17 protein-coding genes are annotated in these 21,249 nt (G+C 42.0%); 10 read left to right on the plus strand and 7 right to left on the minus strand.

The features are described 5' to 3' along the window. Positions 1-18 precede the first annotated feature (18 nt). The 3 genes from DC487_RS14215 to DC487_RS14225 all read left to right on the plus strand — a co-directional run bounded on the left by DC487_RS14215 (position 19) and on the right by DC487_RS14225 (position 5,740). Positions 19-2,340: a glycoside hydrolase family 65 protein gene (locus DC487_RS14215; RefSeq protein ID WP_116776635.1), complete on the plus strand. Its 2,322-nt coding sequence runs from the start codon at positions 19-21 to the stop codon at positions 2,338-2,340. A 212-nt stretch (positions 2,341-2,552) separates the two neighbouring features. Continuing rightward, positions 2,553-4,313 (plus strand): alpha-amylase family glycosyl hydrolase, encoded by a 1,761-nt coding sequence (locus DC487_RS14220; protein ID WP_116776819.1) that lies wholly within the window; start codon positions 2,553-2,555, stop codon positions 4,311-4,313. Positions 4,314-4,396: 83 nt separating this feature from the next. Further along, positions 4,397-5,740 (plus strand): MFS transporter, encoded by a 1,344-nt coding sequence (locus tag DC487_RS14225; protein WP_207774437.1) that lies wholly within the window; start codon positions 4,397-4,399, stop codon positions 5,738-5,740. Between the two features lie 38 nt (positions 5,741-5,778). Here the strand turns inward: DC487_RS14225 and rimK are convergent, their stop codons facing one another. From rimK to purN, 5 genes are all read right to left on the minus strand, one after another. Continuing rightward, a complete protein-coding gene (rimK, locus tag DC487_RS14230) occupies positions 5,779-6,717 on the minus strand; it encodes a 30S ribosomal protein S6--L-glutamate ligase (RefSeq protein ID WP_116776637.1) in 939 nt (312 codons plus the stop codon). A gap of 41 nt (positions 6,718-6,758) precedes the next feature. Further along, complete coding sequence (locus DC487_RS14235; protein WP_116776638.1) at positions 6,759-7,193, minus strand: ATP-dependent zinc protease family protein; 435 nt, start codon at positions 7,191-7,193, stop codon at positions 6,759-6,761. Between the two features lie 18 nt (positions 7,194-7,211). Next, complete coding sequence (locus DC487_RS14240; protein ID WP_116776639.1) at positions 7,212-8,390, minus strand: AIR synthase related protein; 1,179 nt, start codon at positions 8,388-8,390, stop codon at positions 7,212-7,214. Positions 8,391-8,513: 123 nt separating this feature from the next. Next, entirely contained in the window at positions 8,514-10,040 is a 1,527-nt protein-coding gene (purH, locus tag DC487_RS14245; protein WP_116776640.1) for a bifunctional phosphoribosylaminoimidazolecarboxamide formyltransferase/IMP cyclohydrolase, read from the minus strand. Positions 10,041-10,085: 45 nt separating this feature from the next. Further along, complete coding sequence (purN, locus tag DC487_RS14250) at positions 10,086-10,661, minus strand: phosphoribosylglycinamide formyltransferase (protein ID WP_116776641.1); 576 nt, start codon at positions 10,659-10,661, stop codon at positions 10,086-10,088. A gap of 252 nt (positions 10,662-10,913) precedes the next feature. Between purN and DC487_RS14255 the strand changes: the two genes are divergently transcribed. Beyond that, on the plus strand, positions 10,914-11,969 hold the full coding sequence (locus DC487_RS14255) for a hypothetical protein (protein WP_133228610.1): 1,056 nt from the start codon (positions 10,914-10,916) through the stop codon (positions 11,967-11,969). 107 nt (positions 11,970-12,076) lie between these two features. Here DC487_RS14255 and DC487_RS14260 read toward each other — a convergent pair whose 3' ends face one another. Further along, the gene (locus DC487_RS14260; RefSeq protein ID WP_116776820.1) at positions 12,077-12,460 is read right to left on the minus strand and encodes a VOC family protein; all 384 of its coding nucleotides are present in this window, start codon (positions 12,458-12,460) and stop codon (positions 12,077-12,079) included. A gap of 190 nt (positions 12,461-12,650) precedes the next feature. Between DC487_RS14260 and DC487_RS14265 the strand changes: the two genes are divergently transcribed. The 5 genes from DC487_RS14265 (at position 12,651) to DC487_RS14285 (ending at position 19,124) form a co-directional block, all read left to right on the plus strand. Then, positions 12,651-13,637 (plus strand): sensor histidine kinase, encoded by a 987-nt coding sequence (locus DC487_RS14265; RefSeq protein WP_165799095.1) that lies wholly within the window; start codon positions 12,651-12,653, stop codon positions 13,635-13,637. Then, positions 13,627-14,325 (plus strand): LytR/AlgR family response regulator transcription factor, encoded by a 699-nt coding sequence (locus DC487_RS14270; protein WP_165799096.1) that lies wholly within the window; start codon positions 13,627-13,629, stop codon positions 14,323-14,325. Before DC487_RS14265 ends, DC487_RS14270 begins: the two co-directional genes overlap by 11 nt. Before the next feature lie 152 nt (positions 14,326-14,477). Continuing rightward, positions 14,478-17,072, plus strand: a complete 2,595-nt coding sequence (locus DC487_RS14275; RefSeq protein WP_116776645.1) for an outer membrane beta-barrel family protein — start codon at positions 14,478-14,480, stop codon at positions 17,070-17,072. 128 nt (positions 17,073-17,200) lie between these two features. After that, positions 17,201-17,791 carry a hypothetical protein gene (locus DC487_RS14280; RefSeq protein WP_116776646.1) on the plus strand — a complete coding sequence of 197 codons (591 nt, stop codon included), beginning with the start codon at positions 17,201-17,203 and terminating at the stop codon, positions 17,789-17,791. 127 nt (positions 17,792-17,918) lie between these two features. After that, the gene (locus tag DC487_RS14285; protein WP_133228613.1) at positions 17,919-19,124 is read left to right on the plus strand and encodes a hypothetical protein; all 1,206 of its coding nucleotides are present in this window, start codon (positions 17,919-17,921) and stop codon (positions 19,122-19,124) included. Positions 19,125-19,339: 215 nt separating this feature from the next. On the opposite strand, the gene DC487_RS14290 is transcribed toward DC487_RS14285, so the two are convergent. Then, positions 19,340-20,074 (minus strand): DUF6796 family protein, encoded by a 735-nt coding sequence (locus DC487_RS14290; RefSeq protein WP_116776821.1) that lies wholly within the window; start codon positions 20,072-20,074, stop codon positions 19,340-19,342. 156 nt (positions 20,075-20,230) lie between these two features. On the opposite strand from DC487_RS14290, the gene DC487_RS14295 reads away from it, so the two are divergent. Further along, positions 20,231-21,226: a helix-turn-helix domain-containing protein gene (locus DC487_RS14295; protein WP_116776648.1), complete on the plus strand. Its 996-nt coding sequence runs from the start codon at positions 20,231-20,233 to the stop codon at positions 21,224-21,226. The last annotated feature ends 23 nt before the right edge of the window (positions 21,227-21,249 follow it).

The following is a 21,249-nucleotide window of genomic DNA, read 5'->3' on the forward strand; positions in this document are numbered from 1 at the left end:
GAAAAGATAGATAAAAACATGAAAGATTATATAGTAAAAGACCCTTGGCAGATCATAGAAGATCAGTTCAGACCAGAATACAACGAAATATCGGAAAGCATTTTTTCGATCGGAAACGGTCGGATGGGGCAACGCGCTAACTTTGAGGAAGATTATTCGGGCAAGTCCCTTTCGGGGAGTTACGTAGCAGGCGTCTATTATCCCGACAAAACCCGTGTCGGTTGGTGGAAAAATGGTTATCCAGAATACTTTGCCAAGGTCATCAATTCCACCAATTGGATTGGATTGCACCTCACGGTGAATGGTATACTGCTAGATCTAGCCCAAGTCACTGTGACGAACTTCGAAAGAAGATTGGATATGAAGGCCGGAGTATTGCACCGTACAGTAGGAATTACTATGCCCGATGGCACCCAACTCGCTATTACTTCTCGAAGATTGTATAGTGTAGCAGAGTCGCAATCGGCAGCACTCTCATATCAGATTCGCGTCGTGCAAGGCAAAGCACACATATTATTAGAGAGTGGCTTGGATGGTGATATCAGCAATCGCGACTCCAACTATGATGAGAAATTTTGGGATGAAGTAGCTCGCTCTGCCAATGAAGAATACATTAGCTTGCAGTTGAAGACCAAAAAGACAGGATTTGATGTGCATACCCATGTCACCCAACAACTTGTGCACGATGGCCAATCTATCGCCGTCGGTCAGGTGATCGACCGTGAGAAATATGTGGCGCAGCAATATGAGTTTACTTTGGAAAGCGGGCAGGAGGCTAGCCTGTCAAAATACGCTGTCATTCTGACCAGCGAAAACCATCCCTTAGCCGATTTATCGGCACATGCTGAAACTCTACTGCAAAGCGTAGCCGATAAAGGCTTCGAAAAATTAATTAAGGAACAGGCTGCAGGTTGGGCAAAGATCTGGCAAGATAGCGACATCCAGATTGAAGGCGATGTAGCCGCTCAGCAGGCCATTCGTTTCAATATATTTCAATTGTACCAAACCTACACGGGTGAAGACGACCGTCTGAATATTGGTCCTAAAGGCTTCACTGGTGAGAAGTATGGCGGCGTTACCTATTGGGATACCGAAGCTTATTGCATTCCATTCTACATGGCCACCACCAAGCCCGAAATCGCCCGAAATCTCTTGATTTATCGCTATAAACACTTGCAAAAAGCCATTGAGAATGCCGCTAAGTTAGGTTTTAAAGATGGTGCTGCGCTGTATCCTATGGTAACTATCAATGGCGAAGAATGTCATAATGAATGGGAGATTACATTCGAAGAAATTCACCGTAACGGTGCTATCGCGTTTGCTATATACAACTATGTACGTTATACCGGCGATGTGAGCTATCTGCAGGAGTATGGGTTGGAAGTACTGTTAGGTATTGCCCGTTTCTGGGCGCAACGCGTCAACTGGAGCGAAGCGAAGCAACAGTATGTGATGTTAGGCGTGACCGGCCCGAATGAGTACGAAAACAACGTAAACAACAACTGGTACACTAATCGCATTGCTGCTTGGTGTTTGCAGTATACATCCGAAGTTATCGACCAATTAGCGTCATCAAACCCAGATCGTCTACAGCATATTTTGCAAACTACATCATTTGCGACAGCAGAAAAAGAAAAATGGCAGCATATCGTCGCCAACATGTATTATCCAGAAGATGCGGAGCGTGGCATTTATTTACAGCAAGATGGCTTTTTGGATAAGGAATTGATTCCAGTGAGCGAGTTGCCAGCCTCCGAGCGTCCCCTAAATCAAAAATGGAGCTGGGATCGCATTTTACGTTCTTGCTACATTAAACAGGCGGACGTGTTGCAAGGATTATATTTCTTAGAAGATCGGTACGATCTGGATACTATTCGTCGAAATTACGATTTCTACGAACCGATGACGGTACACGAAAGTTCGCTTTCACCATGTGTGCACGCCATTATTGCCGCCAAGCTGGGCAAGGAAGATAAAGCATACGAATTCTATTTGCGGACTTCCCGTTTGGATCTGGACGATTATAACAACGATACTGAAGATGGATTGCATATCACATCTATGGCAGGTACCTGGATGACGATCGTAGAAGGATTTGCCGGAATGCGTATTCGCGATGGCAAGGTTCATTTTCAACCGATATTGCCTTCTCAGTGGGACAGCTACAGCTTCCGAATCACCTTCCGAGGTGCAGATCTGCAAGTTAAGGTAGACCAAGAAGGAGTACATGTCACCAATTCTGGTAAGCAAGATGTGCAGGTTGTTTTGTGGGATACGCAATACGTCATGCTATCCAATGGCACGTTGGACGTGCCATATGTGGTTACTTCAAAGGCATAAACAAATGATGGTAGTTTCCTTGTTTTCTGGAAACTACCATCATTCTGCCACCTAAAGGTTAAACAAAAAATGAATTGTATTGTCATAACTAAAATCAGATACTGGATCTAATCTGATCGCCTATACATCACACAATGAGATATATCAGATACCCAAAGGCGTATTGGCCTGTGCTAATGACTATAATAATGGGATCTTCCTGTGCTTCGCATATGAATAAAATAGAGCTACTGAATACAGAAAACACGTTGAATGAACCGATAGAAGACCATAAGCTTATTATCTATCAATCGTTGGTGCGACATTTTGGGAATAAAAATACCACTAATAAGTATTATGGTTCGATTGAGGAGAATGGTGTTGGTAAATTCAATGATTATTCAGAAAAAGCGCTCGCCGAACTACAAGATCTGGGTGTCACGCACATGTGGTATACTGGAGTTTTGGAACATGCTACGATGACAGATTACAGTGCTTTTGGCATTGCAGTGGATGATCCGGATGTCGTAAAAGGTCGCGCCGGATCGCCCTATGCTATCAAAGATTACTACGATGTCAATCCGGATTTTGCAATAGAAGTTCCAAATCGTATGCGCGAATTTGAGCAATTGATCGCACGTACACATCAGGCCGGTATGCAAGTGCTTATCGACTTTGTGCCCAATCATGTGGCGCGGTCGTACGGTTCGGATCAGAAACCAGCAGACGTACGCGATTTAGGTGCAGACGATCATACCGACGTCGCTTTTGCTAGCACCAATGATTTTTATTACCTACCCAACCAACCTTTGCAAGTGCCACCCGGATATAATCCTGGCGGTGACGCCTTCCAATCGCCCGCCAAAGACGGTCAGTTCAGCGAGTTCCCGGCCAAGGTGACTGGCAACAATGTGTTCTCCGCTAGTCCGTCTAAAGATGATTGGTTTGAGACCATCAAGTTGAATTATGGAGTAGATATACAACAGCAAAACGCTGCACACTTTGAACCCATTCCACCGCTGTGGTACAAGATGCGCGATATCTTGCTATTCTGGGCGAACAAAGGCGTGGATGGTTTCCGTTGTGATATGGTCGAAATGGTTCCCGTCGAGTTTTGGAGTTGGGTAGTACAAGAAGTGAAACAAGAATACCCAAAAATAATTTTCATTGGCGAAGCCTATAATAAAAATGAATACGCCAACTTCTATGAGGTGGGCAAATTCGATTATCTGTACGATAAAGTCGGTTTGTATGATACGCTGAAAACCTTAGTGCGTCACGAAGATCATGCAGGTGTGCAAGGTATACAAGATGTGTGGCGACGCGAAGTCGCTGGATACTCATCGAAGATGCTGCGGTTCTTAGAAAACCACGATGAACAACGATTTGCCTCACCAGATTTTGGCGGTGACGCTTGGCGCGCAGTGCCTGCAATGGTCATTACAGCTACGTTATCCAGCGGTCCGGTCATGATCTACAGTGGACAAGAAGTAGGAGAGCCCGGCGCCGGCAATGCGGGCTTTAGTGGCGAAGACGGTCGCACCACAATTTTTGATTATTGGGGTGTGCCTCAGCACCAAAAATGGATGAACAATGGCGCCTTTGATGGGGCGCAATTGAACGATTCAGATAAACATTTGCGCGCATTTTATCGTAAGCTATTACACTTAGTGCGCAACGAAAAAGCTATTAGGTCGGGTGGATTTTATGATTTGATGCCGGCACAACAGGCTAACTCCATGATGCCGCGCCGGGTATATGCATATCTGCGCTATACGGAGGATGAACGACTACTCATCGTGAACAATTTTGAGCACCAAGAGCAACAGTTCAGCATTCATCTTCCTGCTGATGTGGTAGATGCTTTCCATCTTGGTCAAGAGGATTTGCAATTCACCGATCTATTGACCGGGATGGAATCCTCTATCGCCAATTTCGAGAAGGAAATACCGTTGCGAATACCTGGTAATCAATCGATTATTTTAAAGTTTTAAAACCCATGTAAACTACGATCGGCCTACCACTTGCTAATGAAGCACAAGCAAAAGTACCTGTTGATCAATATAAACCAACTATCATGCATAAACCAATACGTAAACCATCGCTGAGCGTGGCGCAAATATTTCACATGAGCTTCGGCTTTCTGGGTATTCAGATGGGATTTGCCTTACAGAATGGTAACGCTTCGCGTATCTTACAAACCTTTGGCGCTGATGTCGAGCATCTTTCCCTATTCTGGTTGGCTGCGCCACTGACCGGAATGATTGTTCAACCGATTATCGGCCATTATAGTGATCGTACTTGGAATGGTTTAGGTCGTAGAAGACCCTATTTCTTAGGTGGGGCTCTGTTTACCGCTATCGCGTTAATCTTCATGCCCAACTCGGCGGTGTTGGCAGCTATGCTGCCGCCGTTACTGATTGGTGCGGGAATGTTGATGATTATGGATGCTTCGATCAATGTGACGATGGAGCCATTTCGCGCTTTGATAGCCGACAATTTGCCGAGCGAACAGCGTAGTCTAGGTTTTTCCATGCAAACCTTCTTGATTGGGTTGGGTGCGGTGCTGGGATCCTGGCTTCCGTATATTCTGGCAGAATATGGCGGCGTGTCTAAAGTCGCCGAATCAGGTTTCGTTCCTAATAACGTGATTTATTCGTTTTACGTGGGTGCTGCGGTGCTTATTGTAAGCATTCTCTGGACGGTGTTTACGACCAAGGAATATTCACCCGAAGAATTGGAAAGTTTCGAATCTGGACAAGCTACTGCCGTTACCGAGCCTTTGGTAGCCCGTGGCTTTTTAAAAGGCTTGCAAGAAGATATTAAAAAAATGCCGACTGCTATGCGTCAATTGGGCTTGGTTCAATTCTGCTCTTGGTTTGCACTATTCCTTATGTGGGTATTTTCGACGCCTGCAATTGCCGAGCATATTTATAATGTACCTGCCGGAGATACTACGTCCGTTGGTTATGCCGATGCGGGTAACTGGGTCGGTGTGCTCTTTGGTATATACAATGCCGTTTCAGCGATTTATGCTTTGTGTTTACCGCGGATAGCCCGTGCTATTGGTCGCAAAGCTACGCACGCTTTATCGTTGACGATTGGTGGTATTGCGTTAGGATCTATTTACTTTATGACCACACCCGAGATGCTGATCATTGCGATGTTAGGCATTGGTATTGCTTGGGGTAGTATTTTAGCTATGCCTTATGCGATTTTGAGCGATAGCTTACCGGCGCGAAAAATGGGATTGTATATGGGCTTGTTCAATTTCTTTATCACTTTTCCGCAGATCGTCAGTGGATTGACCAGTGGTTATTTGATCAAATATGTATTTCAGGGTCAAGCAATTTATGCCTTGCTGGGAGCAGGATGCTTAATGATTATCGGAGCGATCAGCGTACGCAAGATTACCGCTTAGTTAATCGTGAGACACCCGTTAAAAAAGAAAGCAAACTTTTAAAGTTTGCTTTCTTTTTTAACGGGTCTTTTAATACGTACGGCTGGCTTTAAGGCCAATTTAGCCTCGTGCTGCCGTTCCAGATATTGGATAATTTCAGCGGCGATGTCTTTTCCAGTGGCCGTTTCGATGCCTTCCAAACCTGGTGATGAATTTACTTCCAGAATAAGCGGTCCACGATCTGAGGCCAACATGTCCACACCAGCTACAGTGAGTCCCATGGCTTTTGCCGCAGATATGGCTGTTTCTTTCTCTTTACGTGTTAACTTAATTATTTCAGCACTACCGCCGCGGTGTAAGTTTGAACGAAATTCACCTTCTTTTGCGGTACGTTTCATGGCGCCCACTACCTTGCCATCTACCACAAAAGCACGGATATCCGACCCTTTAGATTCTTTGATGTATTCCTGTATAAGGATGTTGTTTCCCAAGCCGTAGAATGCTTCAATTACTGAAGAAGCCGCTTTTTTGGTTTCGGCCAATACCACACCAATTCCTTGCGTTCCTTCCAATAATTTGATCACCAGCGGCGCACCGCCTACCATACTAATCAAATCGTCTACATCTGAAGCAGTGCGGGCAAAACCCGTGATCGGAAGTCCTAAACCGGCTCCCGAAAGGATTTGCATACAACGTAGTTTGTCTCTAGAACGAGTAATCGCTTGACTCGGGTTGGCCGACAAGACATCCATCACTTCAAATTGGCGAACAATTGCTGATCCGTAGAAAGTGACCGAAGAACCAATTCGCGGTACGATCGCGTCAATACCGGCAATGTCTTGTCCTTTATAATGTATGCTAGGCTTGTCTTGCTGTATACCGACATAGCATTTGCTATGGTCGATTACCACACATTCGTGACCGCGTGCCTGAGCGGATTCTACCAGACGTCTGGTAGAATACAAATTTTTATTTGTCGATAAAATGGCAATTTTCAAAACGTAGTTTTTTATGAAAACAAAGAATGAGTGGATAAGTTTTAGCGCAAATTTTGCCCTAGATTTCTTTTTGATACATCCACCAAAAATTTCCCTGCAATAAAGTTTCTGCCCAACAGCATAGGGTAGGTCATAGCAGAACGATCTCTAAAGGAAAGCTTGATGTCGTATAGTTCGTTGAATATTTTAATTTTTGTTCTAAAAATATGACGTGTTTCCGATTGTCCAAAAGAGCTTTTGACGGTGCGTTCTCGGTGTACTGGAAATCTAATCTCCATCGTATCATCCGAGTCGTCGGATGCCGCAATATGCGCTACGATATATAGATGCCCATCTTCTTCGAGCACTTCCATATCTTCACAGTGTACTACCGAAGTTTCTGCTCCCGTATCAATTTTCGCAGGAAGATTGTAGAGTCCCAGCTCTGGCAAGTCTATAATCTCCGTGCGGCCTATGATCTTTTTCTCTTTTACCATACGCTATTTTAGGATACCTTAATGGTATACAAATTCGCCGTAAGGCGACTGAATAGTTACCTGTTTTTTGTCAGCTGCTTCTACACGTCCGATGATCTGCGCATCGATATCAAAAGATTTAGAGATCGCAATAATATCAGCGGCTAACTCCTGTGGAACGTACAACTCCATGCGATGCCCCATGTTGAAGACTTTATACATTTCTTGCCAATCCGTGCCCGATTCTTTCTGAATCAGGTCAAAAAGTGGTGGAATAGGGAATAAGTTATCTTTAATCACGTGTACATTATCTACGAAGTGTAATACTTTCGTTTGTGCACCACCAGAGCAGTGCACCATCCCGTGGATTTGTGCACGATGCTGATCCAATATCTTTTTGATCACTGGCGCATACGTGCGGGTTGGCGACAAGACCAATTGTCCGGCCGTAACCTCTTCACCATCACCAATAGCAATTTTGTCGGTTAATGAACGACTGCCGCTAAATACTAACTCGTAAGGAACAGCAGGGTCAAAGCTTTCTGCATATCTCTCTGCGATAGCTTTATTAAACACATCGTGGCGTGCCGAAGTCAATCCGTTCGATCCCATGCCGCCGTTATAAGCTGATTCATAGCTTGCTTTGCCATAAGAAGCCAAACCAACGATCACGTCGCCTGCTTGGATGGTGTGATTGGAGATTACCTCTTCGCGCTTCATGCGGCAGGTTACGGTGCTATCTACGATGATCGTGCGTACGATATCGCCCACATCAGCTGTTTCGCCACCAGTAGAATAAATCCCGATGCCCATCTCACGCAATTCCGCCAGAATCTCTTCTGTACCGTTGATGATCTCGGCAATCACTTCACCGGGAATCAGGTTTTTGTTACGCCCTATAGTCGACGAAAGCAAAATATTATCCGTGGCGCCCACGCACAACAAATCATCCAAGTTCATGATGATCGCATCTTGCGCTATTCCGCGCCATACGGATGTATCGCCAGTTTCTTTCCAATACACATACGCCAACGAAGATTTGGTGCCCGCACCATCCGCATGCATGATATTGCACCAGTCTGCATCACCGCCCAAGATATCAGGAATGATTTTGCAGAAAGCCTGCGGATAGAGTCCTTTATCAATGTTTTTGATCGCATTGTGTACGTCCTCTTTTCCGGCCGAGACACCTCGTTGATTGTATTTTAAGTCTGACATGTTAGCGCAAAAATAGGGAATTGGAAAGGAAAAAGTGAAATACCGAGTCACTAAAAACAGTACTAAACAAAAATCCCTTCCGGTTGAAGGAAGGGATTTGTATTTATCTACTATAAATGATCATTAGTGTTTGAAATGACGCACACCGGTGATCACCATCGCTAAGCCCTTTTCGTTTGCCATATCGATAGAAAGTTGATCTTTGATCGAGCCGCCCGGTTGTAATACCGCTGCTACACCATTTTCACCAGCAATCTCCACACAATCTGGGAAAGGGAAGAAGGCATCCGATGCCATCGCGCTATCTTTAATATCAAAGCCAAAAGCTTTTGCTTTTTCGATCGCTTGCTTTAAGGCATCTACGCGTGACGTTTGGCCTACGCCAGAAGCGATCAAGGTATTGTCTTTCGCAAATACAATCGTATTCGATTTCGTATGTTTCACGATCTTGTTCGCGAAGTATAGATCGGCTAATTGCGCTTCGGTTGGTTGTTTTTCCGTTACCGTCGTCATCAAATCAGGACCTTCTACGGTGTTGTCTTTATCTTGTAAAATCACCCCATTCAACAAAGTTTTGAATTGTTGCTCTGGCAATTTTACTTCGTTGCGTTTCAAGATAATACGATTTTTCTTCGCTGTTAAGATCTCGACTGCATCTTGATCATATGCTGGTGCGATCAACACTTCAAAAAACAATTGATTGATTTCTGTTGCTGTTGCCGCGTCGACAGTTGCATTCGTAATGAGTACACCACCAAAAGCTGAAACTGGATCGCAAGCCAATGCCGCCGTCCAAGCTTCTTTCACCGTTGAGCGAGAAGCTACACCACATGCATTTGTATGTTTCAAGATTGCAAATGTAGGATCTTCAAACTCATCGATAATTGCTACCGCCGCATCTACGTCTACCAGATTATTGTAAGAAAGCTCTTTACCATTTAATTTGTCGAACATCTTGTCCAAATCACCGTAGAATACCCCTTGCTGATGTGGATTCTCACCGTAGCGAAGTACTTGACTTTGCTGTGCAGATTGTTTGAATACTGGAAGTGGATCTTCTTGGTTGAAATAATTGAAGATCGCGGTATCGTAATGCGATGAAGTATTGAAAGCACGCTTCGCGAATGATTTACGTTGCTCCAAAGTGGTTACGCCAGCTTGTGCAGCTAGGATTTCTTCTAATTCTTTGTAGTCATTCTTCGAAGAAATAATCACCACGTCGTTGAAGTTCTTTGCGGCAGCGCGAATCAAAGAAATACCACCAATATCAATCTTTTCAATGATATCTTCTTCCGAAGCACCAGAGGCTAGTGTTTCTTCGAATGGATACAAATCCACAATCACCAAGTCAATTTCAGGAATTTCGTACTGTTCCAACTGCTCTTTGTCGCTATCCAATGGACGACGAGAAAGAATTCCGCCGAATACTTTTGGATGCAAAGTCTTTACGCGACCACCCAAGATAGATGGATACGAAGTTAGGTCTTCTACGCGTTCTACTCCAATACCTAGATCTTTAATAAAAGATTCGGTACCACCTGTAGAATAGAAGGTAACTCCATATTTGTTCAATAATTCAATAAGAGGGGCCAATCCGTCTTTGTAATAAACGGAAACCAAGGCATTTTTAATCTTTACGGCGTGGTTCATTATCTTCTGCTTATGAAGCCGCAAAGGTAGCAATAAATGAACTATTTAGTTGTATTTCTTAAGCAAGTTTTCGATTACCTTTGGATAATGCAGGTGCTCAAGTTGCTGTCCTTTAAATTTGATGATCTCCAAGGTATCGCCCGCATCCACCGCAAAACGCCCTTGATAAATGACTTCGCCTTCATCAAAATGCTCGTTGACAAAATGAATGGTGATGCCATGTTCCTTTTCCCCAGCTGCAAGAACGGCTTTATGCACGCGGTCGCCATACATGCCTTTACCGCCAAACTTTGGCAAAAGAGCTGGGTGTATGTTAATAATTTTGTTGGGGAATGCCTGCAATAAATTTTCAGGCACTAACAAAAGAAAACCGGCTAGTATGACCATATCCACTTCCAACCGTTTTAATAGATCAACGATTTCATTGGTTTGATAGAATACCGTTTTATCAAAAATGTGCGAAGGGATCTCAAAATTATCCGCACGCTGTAAAACGTAAGCATCTGGATTGTTACTCAATACGATGGCTACCTCAGCGAGGTCCGAATATTTGAAATGTTCCATGATTTTTTGAGCATTGGAACCTGATCCTGAAGCAAAGATAGCGATACGTTTTTTCACAAATAATGATTTTTGATAGTGTCAGTAGCCTTTTTACACTCAAATATAACACATTTTCGGCCCAAAAACCCTATATCTTCTATTAATAAAGCGTTATGTCGGGGCAAAGAATAGAATTACAGTAGCTTTTTTATATTCTTGTTATTTAGAAAATTAAACTATATGATAGGTCTTAATGTCTTTACTTCATTGCTTAATTGTAGTATATTTGAAAGGAAATCCACAAACTGACTAGCGATGATTACCAAGCAAATGAGATTATTATTTTTAGCTTTTTTATGTGTTAATGTTTTGTTCTCTGCGTGTTCAGACAAGGATAGCTTAGCCATTGATAATACCGAAGAAGATTCCTATAAAACGGGCATTGATCTATCCGTATCGCATACCTTAACGTGGGAGCGTCCTTGGGCAGATGAGGAATTTTTGATGTTGGGCTATGGTTACGATGCCACTGGTAAATTTGCACATCCTTCGTCTGTACGTGCCAAGGTTATTGATTTGAACCAATTGGATGAATCTCGTATTGGAGTAAATCGATCAACGAGTAATGGTCCTACGCCTATCTTGACAGGATCATTAGAAGAGTTTGTTCGTGTAAAAGGAGCTCAGGCGAATTTTAACCAAGATGAACTGTCTAAGTATAAAAACTTATTTCGAGGATCTTTTGCCGATAAATTTGCTGCTGATAAAACTCATTATCCTAATCTGCAATATACATATGCTTATGTATCGCAGCAAATAGTGATGCGTACCGTCTATTTTGATACATATCATTTTGATGGAATCAGTTCAGAGCAATTAGATGCTTATGTTTCTCCTCAATTCAGACAAGACATCCTCCAGATGTCTGCGGATGATATTATCATCAAATATGGAACCCATGTGTTACAGTATGCCGTATTAGGCAAGCGCGCGGATTACCTGTACCGTCATTCTCCTTACGAATCGCACGATGCGCAGTATTGGTTCACACGCCGCATTCGCGAAAACTTCAATATATCTCCGGGAATTGGTGTATGGCCGAATAATGCTGATGCCGAAAGTCCCGCTAAAGAAAATCTATATGTAGAAGTCGTGGATAATACAAGACCGGAGCATAATGCCTGGATGATAGATGTGACGAATTATAGTGGATCACCTATTGAATATGATAGATTTTATGGTGAGAATAACTTGGATGAAGCTACGTTGATCGATATTAGATTTGGTATGGGGAGACCAGGTATTATTCCAATTTATGAATTTGTTAGTGATCCATTGAAAAAGCAAGAAATCAAAACAGCTGTAGATAAATATCTTTCAGAGTAATCTTGACCACGATAGCAGTTGTTTTATAAATGTGTGGTTGTAGAAAATAAAACACTCGGAATTTTTGCTTTAAGATCCTTTTATAGCCGAATTATTGATGATATAAATTAGGAAGTGATTAACTGCTTGAGCGCAATGCGATTTCCTTCAGAATCACTTATTTCTGCGATCGCATAACCTAAATCCGTATTGATGGTCTTTGGATACAAAATTTCGCTGTCGAACTTTCGGGCTCTTTCTAGCGTTTGCTCGATATCGTTTGTGTAAAAATAGAGTATTACACCATCTTTCGTCGGTTTATACACGTCACCTTTCACTAATGATCCCGAGGCACCACCTTGATTGCTATGAAAAGGGAAGTGTGCCATTTCATAACCATCGAGCACTTCTCTTTCTAATACACAGTCGAGCACCGTTTGATAAAAATCAATCGCCCTATCCATATCTAGTACAGGGATTTCAATGTAAATGATCGGATTGGATGTTTTCATATGCAGAATAAAAATCGTCTGTTTCTTTATGGATTTAAATGGGCACAACATGTAAATTTACATTTTTATGCGCCAAATGTCTTTTTAGTACCAAAAACTCTTTACATTACGTTGTATAGCATACTACAGTATTCAACTTATGATTGCAAATTTCCTGAGGAATTATTACGTCCACATATTTGTGTGGTTTATGATATTTACGTTGCCATTCGTAAATTATCTGTACGAACCGGAGAAAATGCGGGATTTTGATCCCTATTTTCTCAAATCTCATACGGTGAATGTCTGTTTCCTATGTGCGAGCTTCTATTTGCTCAGTAAATACATCGCTCCAAAGTTTTTCTTCCATCAGCGCGGCAAATTTACCCTGTTTACCATTGCGGGTTTGCTGTGTTATATCGTCATTAATTACTTATTAATAGCTCATAATCCGAATGGTGATTTTGCTAAGATGGAGCGAGAGGGATTAGTAGTCGTCAGACTATTTGTCGCTCCGAGTATTCTTTACTTCCTATGTGTCATCATTGGCAATATGCTGTTCTTTTATAATGAACAAGACCGACAAAAAGAGCTTAACAAGCAGATACAATTACAGAAAACCACCGCTGAGCTTAACCTATTGAAACTACAGATCAGCCCGCACTTCCTATTCAATACGCTCAACAATATCCGCTGGCAAGTACGCAAACAACCGCACGAATCCGAAGATTCTATTTTTAAACTGTCGGAAATACTGCGGTATATTCTCTATGATGTAGGCGATAATAAAGTGGCCCTGAACATGGAGATTCAGCATATCAAAAATTTCATGGAGCTACAGAAATTACGCTTCCCAGTCGAAGGTCGTGTCGAACTATCCGTCGCGCCAGATCTCCAAAATCATTTGATCCATCCACTGCTTTTTATTCATTTTATAGAGAACGCCTTCAAATTTGGCGTAGATAGCGAAACACCGCCGGATATCTATTTCCTTTTCGAAACCACGCCAGAAGGGATTATCTTTCAGTCCAGAAATAAAGTTTTAATAGAAGCTAGTCGAGAAGATAATACCGGTATTGGCTTGAGTAATGTCAAACGGCGACTAGAACTGCTATATCCGGATAAACATGAACTATTGATCTCGAAAGAGCGTGGTTTTTTCAATGTATCACTTCATATTACGTGCCATGGTAATTAAATGTATTTTAATAGACGACGAGCCGTTTGCACTGAACCTGTTGGAAGATGATTTATCCATGTTTCCAAATGTCGAAGTGTTAGCTAAGTTCACCAGCACATTACCCGTTCGGGAATATTTGCGAAACCACGAGGTAGATCTGATATTTACTGATATCCAGATGCCCGAGATATTAGGCACGCAATTTATCAGAAGCTTAGAAAATATTCCCTTAGTCATATTTACTACGGCTTACCATCAATATGCCGTCGAGGGTTTTGAATTAAATGTAGTCGATTACCTCACTAAGCCGATCCGTAAAGAGCGATTAGGAGTGGCATTGGATAAGGTGTCCGCTCGATTAGAACTGACGAAGAATAGTGCTCAAAGCCCTGTCAGCGATTATTTTACCATTAACGTAGAATATCAAAAAGTCAAGATACTAGTGGATGATGTTAGCCATGTCGAAGGATTGAAAGATTATGTAAAGATTCATCTGGTGAATCGCGCACAGCCACTCCTAACGCGGATGAATTTACGTGGCATGGCCGAGGTTTTATCCAATTTTTCTTTTCTACGGATTCACAATTCTTACATTGTAAATACCAGCAAGATTTCGACTATTCATAGCAGCAAATTATTCCTCGGAGAGGTGTCTTTGCCTATCGGCAAAAAATATGCTGAAGCTATCCGAAAGTTCAATTCCTGATCGGATGCGATGCATGTAGAGTTCAATCGTCTACAGATAATGGTCGTTTGTCTACAGTTTGTTGTAGAAGTTCGCGACGATGGTAATCTTTGTACCGTTTCCATCCCCGCCCTTGGTGGGTTTATGGAAGAGCAGAGATTTTACCACACAAAATGAAAAACTATTTATCACTCATCGTCCTTACATTTTTATTATGTACGGCATACGCACAAAATCCTTTTGCCAATAAATCAGGCGCAAAACCAGAAGGTACATTGAATGGAAAAATACAAAATGATACCGACGAATCTTTAGCGCAAATCTCCGTTGTACTACTCAAAATCGTTGATGACAGCACAAGCGGAGTAAGCAAGGAGATTTTGGTACAATCCACCGTTTCCAATTCATCTGGTGTTTTCAAGTTTGAAAATGTTCCCTTGACGGAAAAGCTCAAGGTAAAAATCAGTGCGATCGGCTATTCTACTGTAGAAATGCCAGTACAATACGAAATGCCTAAGCGCGACAGCCTTGCTGGCCCACCCACAGGCAAACCGGACGCTGCTACGATTGCCAAGATGATGGCAGCTTTCAATAAAGATCTTGGCACGATTACTTTACTAGGCGATGCAACTGATATTGCCGCTGTATCCGTGACCGGGCGCAAGAGATTGCTAGAAATCGATATGGAAAAGAAAGTCTTCAATGTCGAGAAAAACATCGTATCTGCAGGCGGTACGGCCATTGATGTTTTAAGAAATATGCCTTCGGTTCAAGTCGATATTGATGGTAATGTAAAACTGAGAAATGCTTCGCCAACCTTATTTGTAGATGGTAGACCAACCACCTTAACGCTTGATCAGATTCCGGCGGATGTGATTGAAAAAGTGGAGATCATTACCAATCCTTCTGCCAAGTACGATGCCTCTGGTAGTATGGCTGGAATCCTAAATATTGTACTCAAGAAAAACAAGAAAACGGGATATAACGGTATGGTCAATGCTGGCGTTGATCGATTAGGCGGATCTAATTTTATGGGTAGTTTCAATGCGAGACAAGGTAAATTCAACCTTTCCTTGACGGCCATGAATATGCGTATTCGTAATAATACGGAAGGTAATAGCGACCGTTCGAGCGAACTAGATGGTGTTACGTCGCAGGTAATGCAAGACATCGATAGCAAAACTAAGGGCATGATCAGTTTCGGAAGATTAGGGGTAGATTACGATCTGAGCGAGAAAACTACGATTTCAGTAGCTGGTATTATAGGTGGCGGAAGTTTCAAACCAGTAGAAAATACCCACATCACTAATTTATTGTCTGGGCAGTCATCTATCAGTGATCGTATTGCAGAATCGGAAAGAAGTTTCAAACCACGCGGATTTCAAGCGGGTTTGATCCAAAAATTCGCGAAAGAAGGCGAGGAGTTGACGGCCGACTTTAATTATTTTGGTGGTCGTAATGAGATGGATGGTTTGTACACCACCAACTACCTCAATGCCGCTGGACAAATCGGTGGCACGCAAATCCAACGCAACTTTGGGAATGGTGATAATGAAAATATTACCTTTCAGATTGACTACGTCAAACCCTTTGCCAATGGTATGAAATTAGAAACAGGAGCTCGCGCTCAGATCAATAATGTAGCTAATAACAATCAAAACTTACTGAGACGCGTAGGCGAGACAGAGTTTGAGAACATCGAAGCCGCTTCGGCCAACTATGATAGTAAGAACAGTGTCTATGCTGCGTACGCTTCATTGGGCGGAGAGGTAAAAGATTTGTTTTCGTACAAAGCAGGACTGAGAGTCGAAAGCTCTGCCTACGACGGTCGCTTAATCAATACGGGAGAGACATTTAGCAACCGTTTTCCATTAAACCTTTTTCCGTCCTTATTTTTAAGCAAAAAGCTGTCGGACAAAGATCAGATTCAGATCAGCGGAACGCGCCGGGTCAATCGTCCGAACTTCTTTCAACTGATTCCATTTGTAGATTATACGGATAGTTTGAATATTACCCGTGGTAATGCCGATCTAGTGCCCGAGTTTACGAATTCTGGAGAGTTGAGCTATAGCAGAAGCAGTAACAAAAGCACCTTTATTGCTACTGTTTATTACAAGCACACGAGTAACTTGATTACGCGCTTCTTAGCACAGGAAACGAATCCTATTACGGGCAATCTTGACTTTATCAATACTTATATCAATGCCAATTCTGGGCAGAATTATGGGGCGGAGTTTACGTATACCAACAGCATAAAACCATGGTGGGATTTGACCGCTGATCTGAATTTTTACAACTCGAAGATCACCGTTAGCGAAGGTGTGAATGCACAAGATCCATTGTGGACGGTGTTTGGTAAATTGAACAATAACTTCAATTTGAAAAAGCATTGGACGGTGCAACTCGCCTTTGAATATCAAGGCAAGACCAATATGCCAGTTAGTCAAGGTCAAAGCTTTGGTCCTCCATCTCTAGCTCAGAGTTCATCTCAAGGTTATATTGAGCCTTATCACGGTGTAGATTTAGCGATTAAAAAGGATTTCTTGAAAAATCAGGTAGCGTCGGTTACACTATCGGCCAATGATATCTTTGCGACAAGAGGCAATACGATTATATCCTATGGAGATGGTTTCTCGCAAAGTTATTACCGCTTATCCAATCCGCGTATGATCAAGCTGAACTTCTCGTACAGATTCGGAAAAATGGACATGAATCTATTTAAGCGAAATAGAAACGCCAACCCAATGGGTGATATGCAAATGCAATAATACAACAATTAATATCCTGCTCGTCTAGCTGCTAATAAGTAGCGGATACGAGATCAACGCCCGAAGTCCTTTGCTTCGGGCGTTGTTTGTTTTAGGATTTCGAGTCATTAAATCTTACATTTAAAACCATGAGATCAATACTTCTATTCTTGCTAATCACCATAAATCTAAACCTATTCGGACAACGCATCACGGTGGATATTGCAGAAATAAATCTTTGTTTGAAAGAAGTTCCTTCTAGAACGGTAACAATTGGGAGTACTTTAGCTCGGGTTAAGTCTACGCTTGGTCAACCGCTAAAAGTGGACAAATATTTTTATGAAATGGATGATGTTTGGGGCGATTTAATCGAATATCCGGGAGGTACGAAACTATATTTTCAGGAAGGTAAGTTGGCTAGTTTCGATATTGGGCGTTTTGAGGAGTCGCCTATTACGATCGGTAAATATGGTGAGTCGATCAAGAATCCAGCCGATCTAAATAGGCTTTATGTTACTATTCCGACTTTTCCGGCTAATGATGCCAAACTGCCCCAGCCTTATCTATATGGGAAGCTGAAATATGCAATTCTAAGAAATAGAAACATTATTTCAGATTCGTCCATCCACATTTTCTTCAATACATTTGATGATTATAATCTTGTCAAGAATGGCTTTTACGGAGGTATGCCTCCATTTGTCAACGAATCAATAAGGGGAATAGTTCTTATACGCTATTAATTTGTAAAAAACTGCTTGACACGAAAAGATTTGCTTTAACCATTAAATAGTCTTGATTGAAAGAATATTTGTGGCTAACACCTTTTTCCACTTGGCAAATAATGCTATTTTAGATCAAAATAGCCTTATGAAATCACATTTGCCTCTCGCCATACTTTTTCTAATTGCCAATTTTGCCTCTGCCCAATCGGATTCAAGTTTAGATAGTATTGCTGCAGCACACAAAGAAACTTTTGTCTATGAAGCGGACAGTTTCAGCGGTAATAGCTTAGACTCTTTATTGGCTGAAATAAATAATCATCAATATATCCTGATCGGAGAACAACATCATACCAATGAAGTGCCCTCCTTTATTCGCTATTTGCTTCAAAAAGTCAATTTTGATAATTACATCATGGAAGGTAACCAATCGGTCACCAACCTCTTAAGTGAAACGTTAAAAAAGTCGGAGCGGGATTATGATGATTTGCTAGAGCGATATACAGATCGCTTCGGGTTTTATACCTTCGAGAAGGACCGCGAATTATTAGAATACTTTGTCTTGGCAAACAAACCAGTGATTGAATTAGATCAAGTTTTTGCAAGCAGCGATGTTCCTTTATTAGACGAGTTGAGCAAGTCTACGATGAACGAAAAAGCAAAAGCCGTATACCAAGAATTGATGAATATAGCAGAAATCAGGTGGTCTGCGTATAAAAACAATCCCGATGTCCAACCTCCCTTCGATTTAAATGGCCTTCCGTTGCTATTTTCCGAAGAACTATCGACCAAGTTGCACCCCCTTTTGTCTCAAGAGATTTCAGCAAAAGAGCGACAAATTATACAAGATCTCCTGCAGAGCAACGCGATCTACACTATGGCCATCGCTGGAAGAGGTTTGCAATCTCATGAAATGCGGATTTCCTTGATGAAGAAAAACCTATTAGCCAACCAGCATACATTAGCGGGCAAAAAGAATCTCTTTAAATTTGGTGCCAACCACGTTACCAAACACAAAAGTCTGGGGCAAGGTACGCCGGATATTGGCAATTTTGCGCTCAATTTGGCGGATGCCGAAGGTGAGCGATCTTTGCATATTGCTATCATGGAAAAGTCTGGCGAAGTAGGCGGTCTTTTCGGCGAAAATGTACCTACAGATGGATTACCCTATCTAAAATCATTTACGGATTTGTGCCAAAGTCCAACGGAGTGGTTGCTATTTGATCTGAATAAAGTGAATAGCCAAATCAAGAAGAAACACGTTAATCTAAAGTCGGCTGCTCTCATCAATTTTATTGACGGATTTGATTATTTGATCATTATCCCAGAGGTATCTCCTCAAAGTAAAATGTAAATTGAAACAATAGTTATTCTCTCTATGCTTCGAAGATCATTACCAATTTTTTGGTGGGTTTGAAAGCTGCGTAAAAAGAGATAACGCATCCAGCTTGGCGCTGGATGCTATTTTACTCTAATTCAGCTTAAGGTTACTTGAATCATGCCGAGGTAAGAAGCGATCTGTTAGAAGTATCTTGCCTTGTACGATAAATATAAAAAGCATCTCGCAATCTATATTTTTTTCTCCTGCATTTTTAGCGGGATATGCCGAAATAATAACCACAATAACGCGAAATAGAGAAGATAGGAAATGTTAAAACCGGCTGCTATCAGCCAGCCTCGAAGCTCTGACATCGGCAATACGAAGCGTAAAGGCATTTGATATAGTGTTAACCACACTGGTGTGATCAATCCTGCCCAGCGCGGCAAAGCAGTTTTGCCACGGAACACGGTGATAGAGTACCACAACCAACCTGCCATCAGTACAAAAATTGCAATGCCCCAAGCGATGTAAAGCATCATGGTAAATGCGCGGGCGGTATTTAGTAAGTACGGATGTGCACTGACATCGGTGTTATAAATGGCTTTCGAAATTTCGCCTACGTAAAAGAATACACTGTGCCCTAAAGGCATCAATACAACGCTTAGGATAAGTAAATAATAATTGCCCCAAGCATTAAATGATTGCCGATTGCTGATGAATTGAAAAGATAACCATACGGCGGGAAGGAACAATACTGCACTCATCGACGCGACCAAACCACCAAACATTAGACGGGCAGTCGAGCCTTCCAGCATCAAAACGGAAATACCGATATCGATCTGATCGGCGTAGGTTGTAGAAAATAGGGGGTAGCGGCTTGGATCCACATCAAAACCAGCGACGAAAACATCGCCGATAACCCATAAGATTGATCCGATAAGGGCGGAGACGAATGCCCATTTAATTTTAGTTGAGTACGTCACATACATGTTTTATTTTTTTGAAGAAGGAATTTTGTGTTTAAGTTATCTAGAATCGTTCTGAATAGATACCTTTACACAAAGGTAGATTTGGCTGTTCAATCAGATGTACTTTGAAAGGAATAGATGATCCGCGAAAAGGAATAAAATTACCAGAATATGGAAGTCAAGATTTATGATCGCAACTCACAAGACTTGCTAGTGGAGAAAGCATATCCCAGTTGGCATGTGCCAACCCATCAGGGCGTCATCGACCAGACTACAAGTTGGCATCATTTGGGAGAAGATACTTCGTATCGTGAAATCTACTTTGATGGCATACACATCGGTTTTGGCCGTGCGCTTGTACCTCATATCAAACGCTTCGATGTACATAGCGATGTCGAGACCGTGGAAATGCATTTTGCACTTCAAGGAATGAAGTCAGCCAAGGCAGATCAATTTCATAAACCGGTAGCTTTTGCGTCCAACCAACACAACATCCTTTTTGCAAAAGGCCTGCAAGCAGATATGCAATGGGAAGCCGACGAATTCCAATCCTGTGAGATCAATTTTTCGCCAGAACTTTTTAAAAAATATTTGCCAGAAGGCAATACATTATTCGATCGTTTTAGAAATAACATTGAAAAGGAATGTTCACAATTGCTAGCGCAAGAAAATAGACTGATCTCCCATCAGATGCATCAGCTACTACAAAATATATGGAATTGTGACGCTCAAGGTATTTTCAAGCGGTTGTATCTAGAACATAAGGTGATTGAATTGCTGATGTTGCAGTTGGAACAATTCGTCAAGGGTACAAAACTAGCATTGTCTATCAAAAAATCCGATGCAGATAAGATGCATGCGGTACGTGATTTTATTACTAGTCATCTGGATGCCGAAAGTTCGCTGACCGATCTGGCAAAAATGGTGGGCACGAATGAATATACATTGAAAAAGGGATTTAAGGAACTGTTTGGCACTAGCGTATTCGCATTTTGGAGCGACTTAAAGTTGCAGCGTGCAAAAGAATTACTGCTGGATCAAGATCGTACTGTATATGAGGTAGCTTTTCTTACCGGATATTCTAGCACTAGGCATTTTGGCACTGCATTCAAACGAAAGTTTGGTGTATCACCTGCCAAAATACGAAGACCGTTTCAAGACTATTAAATTAGTAGACCAGTTATCTCTCT

The sequence above is a fragment of the Sphingobacterium corticibacter genome, assembly GCF_003076635.1.
GTDB classification, from domain to species: Bacteria; Bacteroidota; Bacteroidia; order Sphingobacteriales; family Sphingobacteriaceae; genus Sphingobacterium; species Sphingobacterium corticibacter.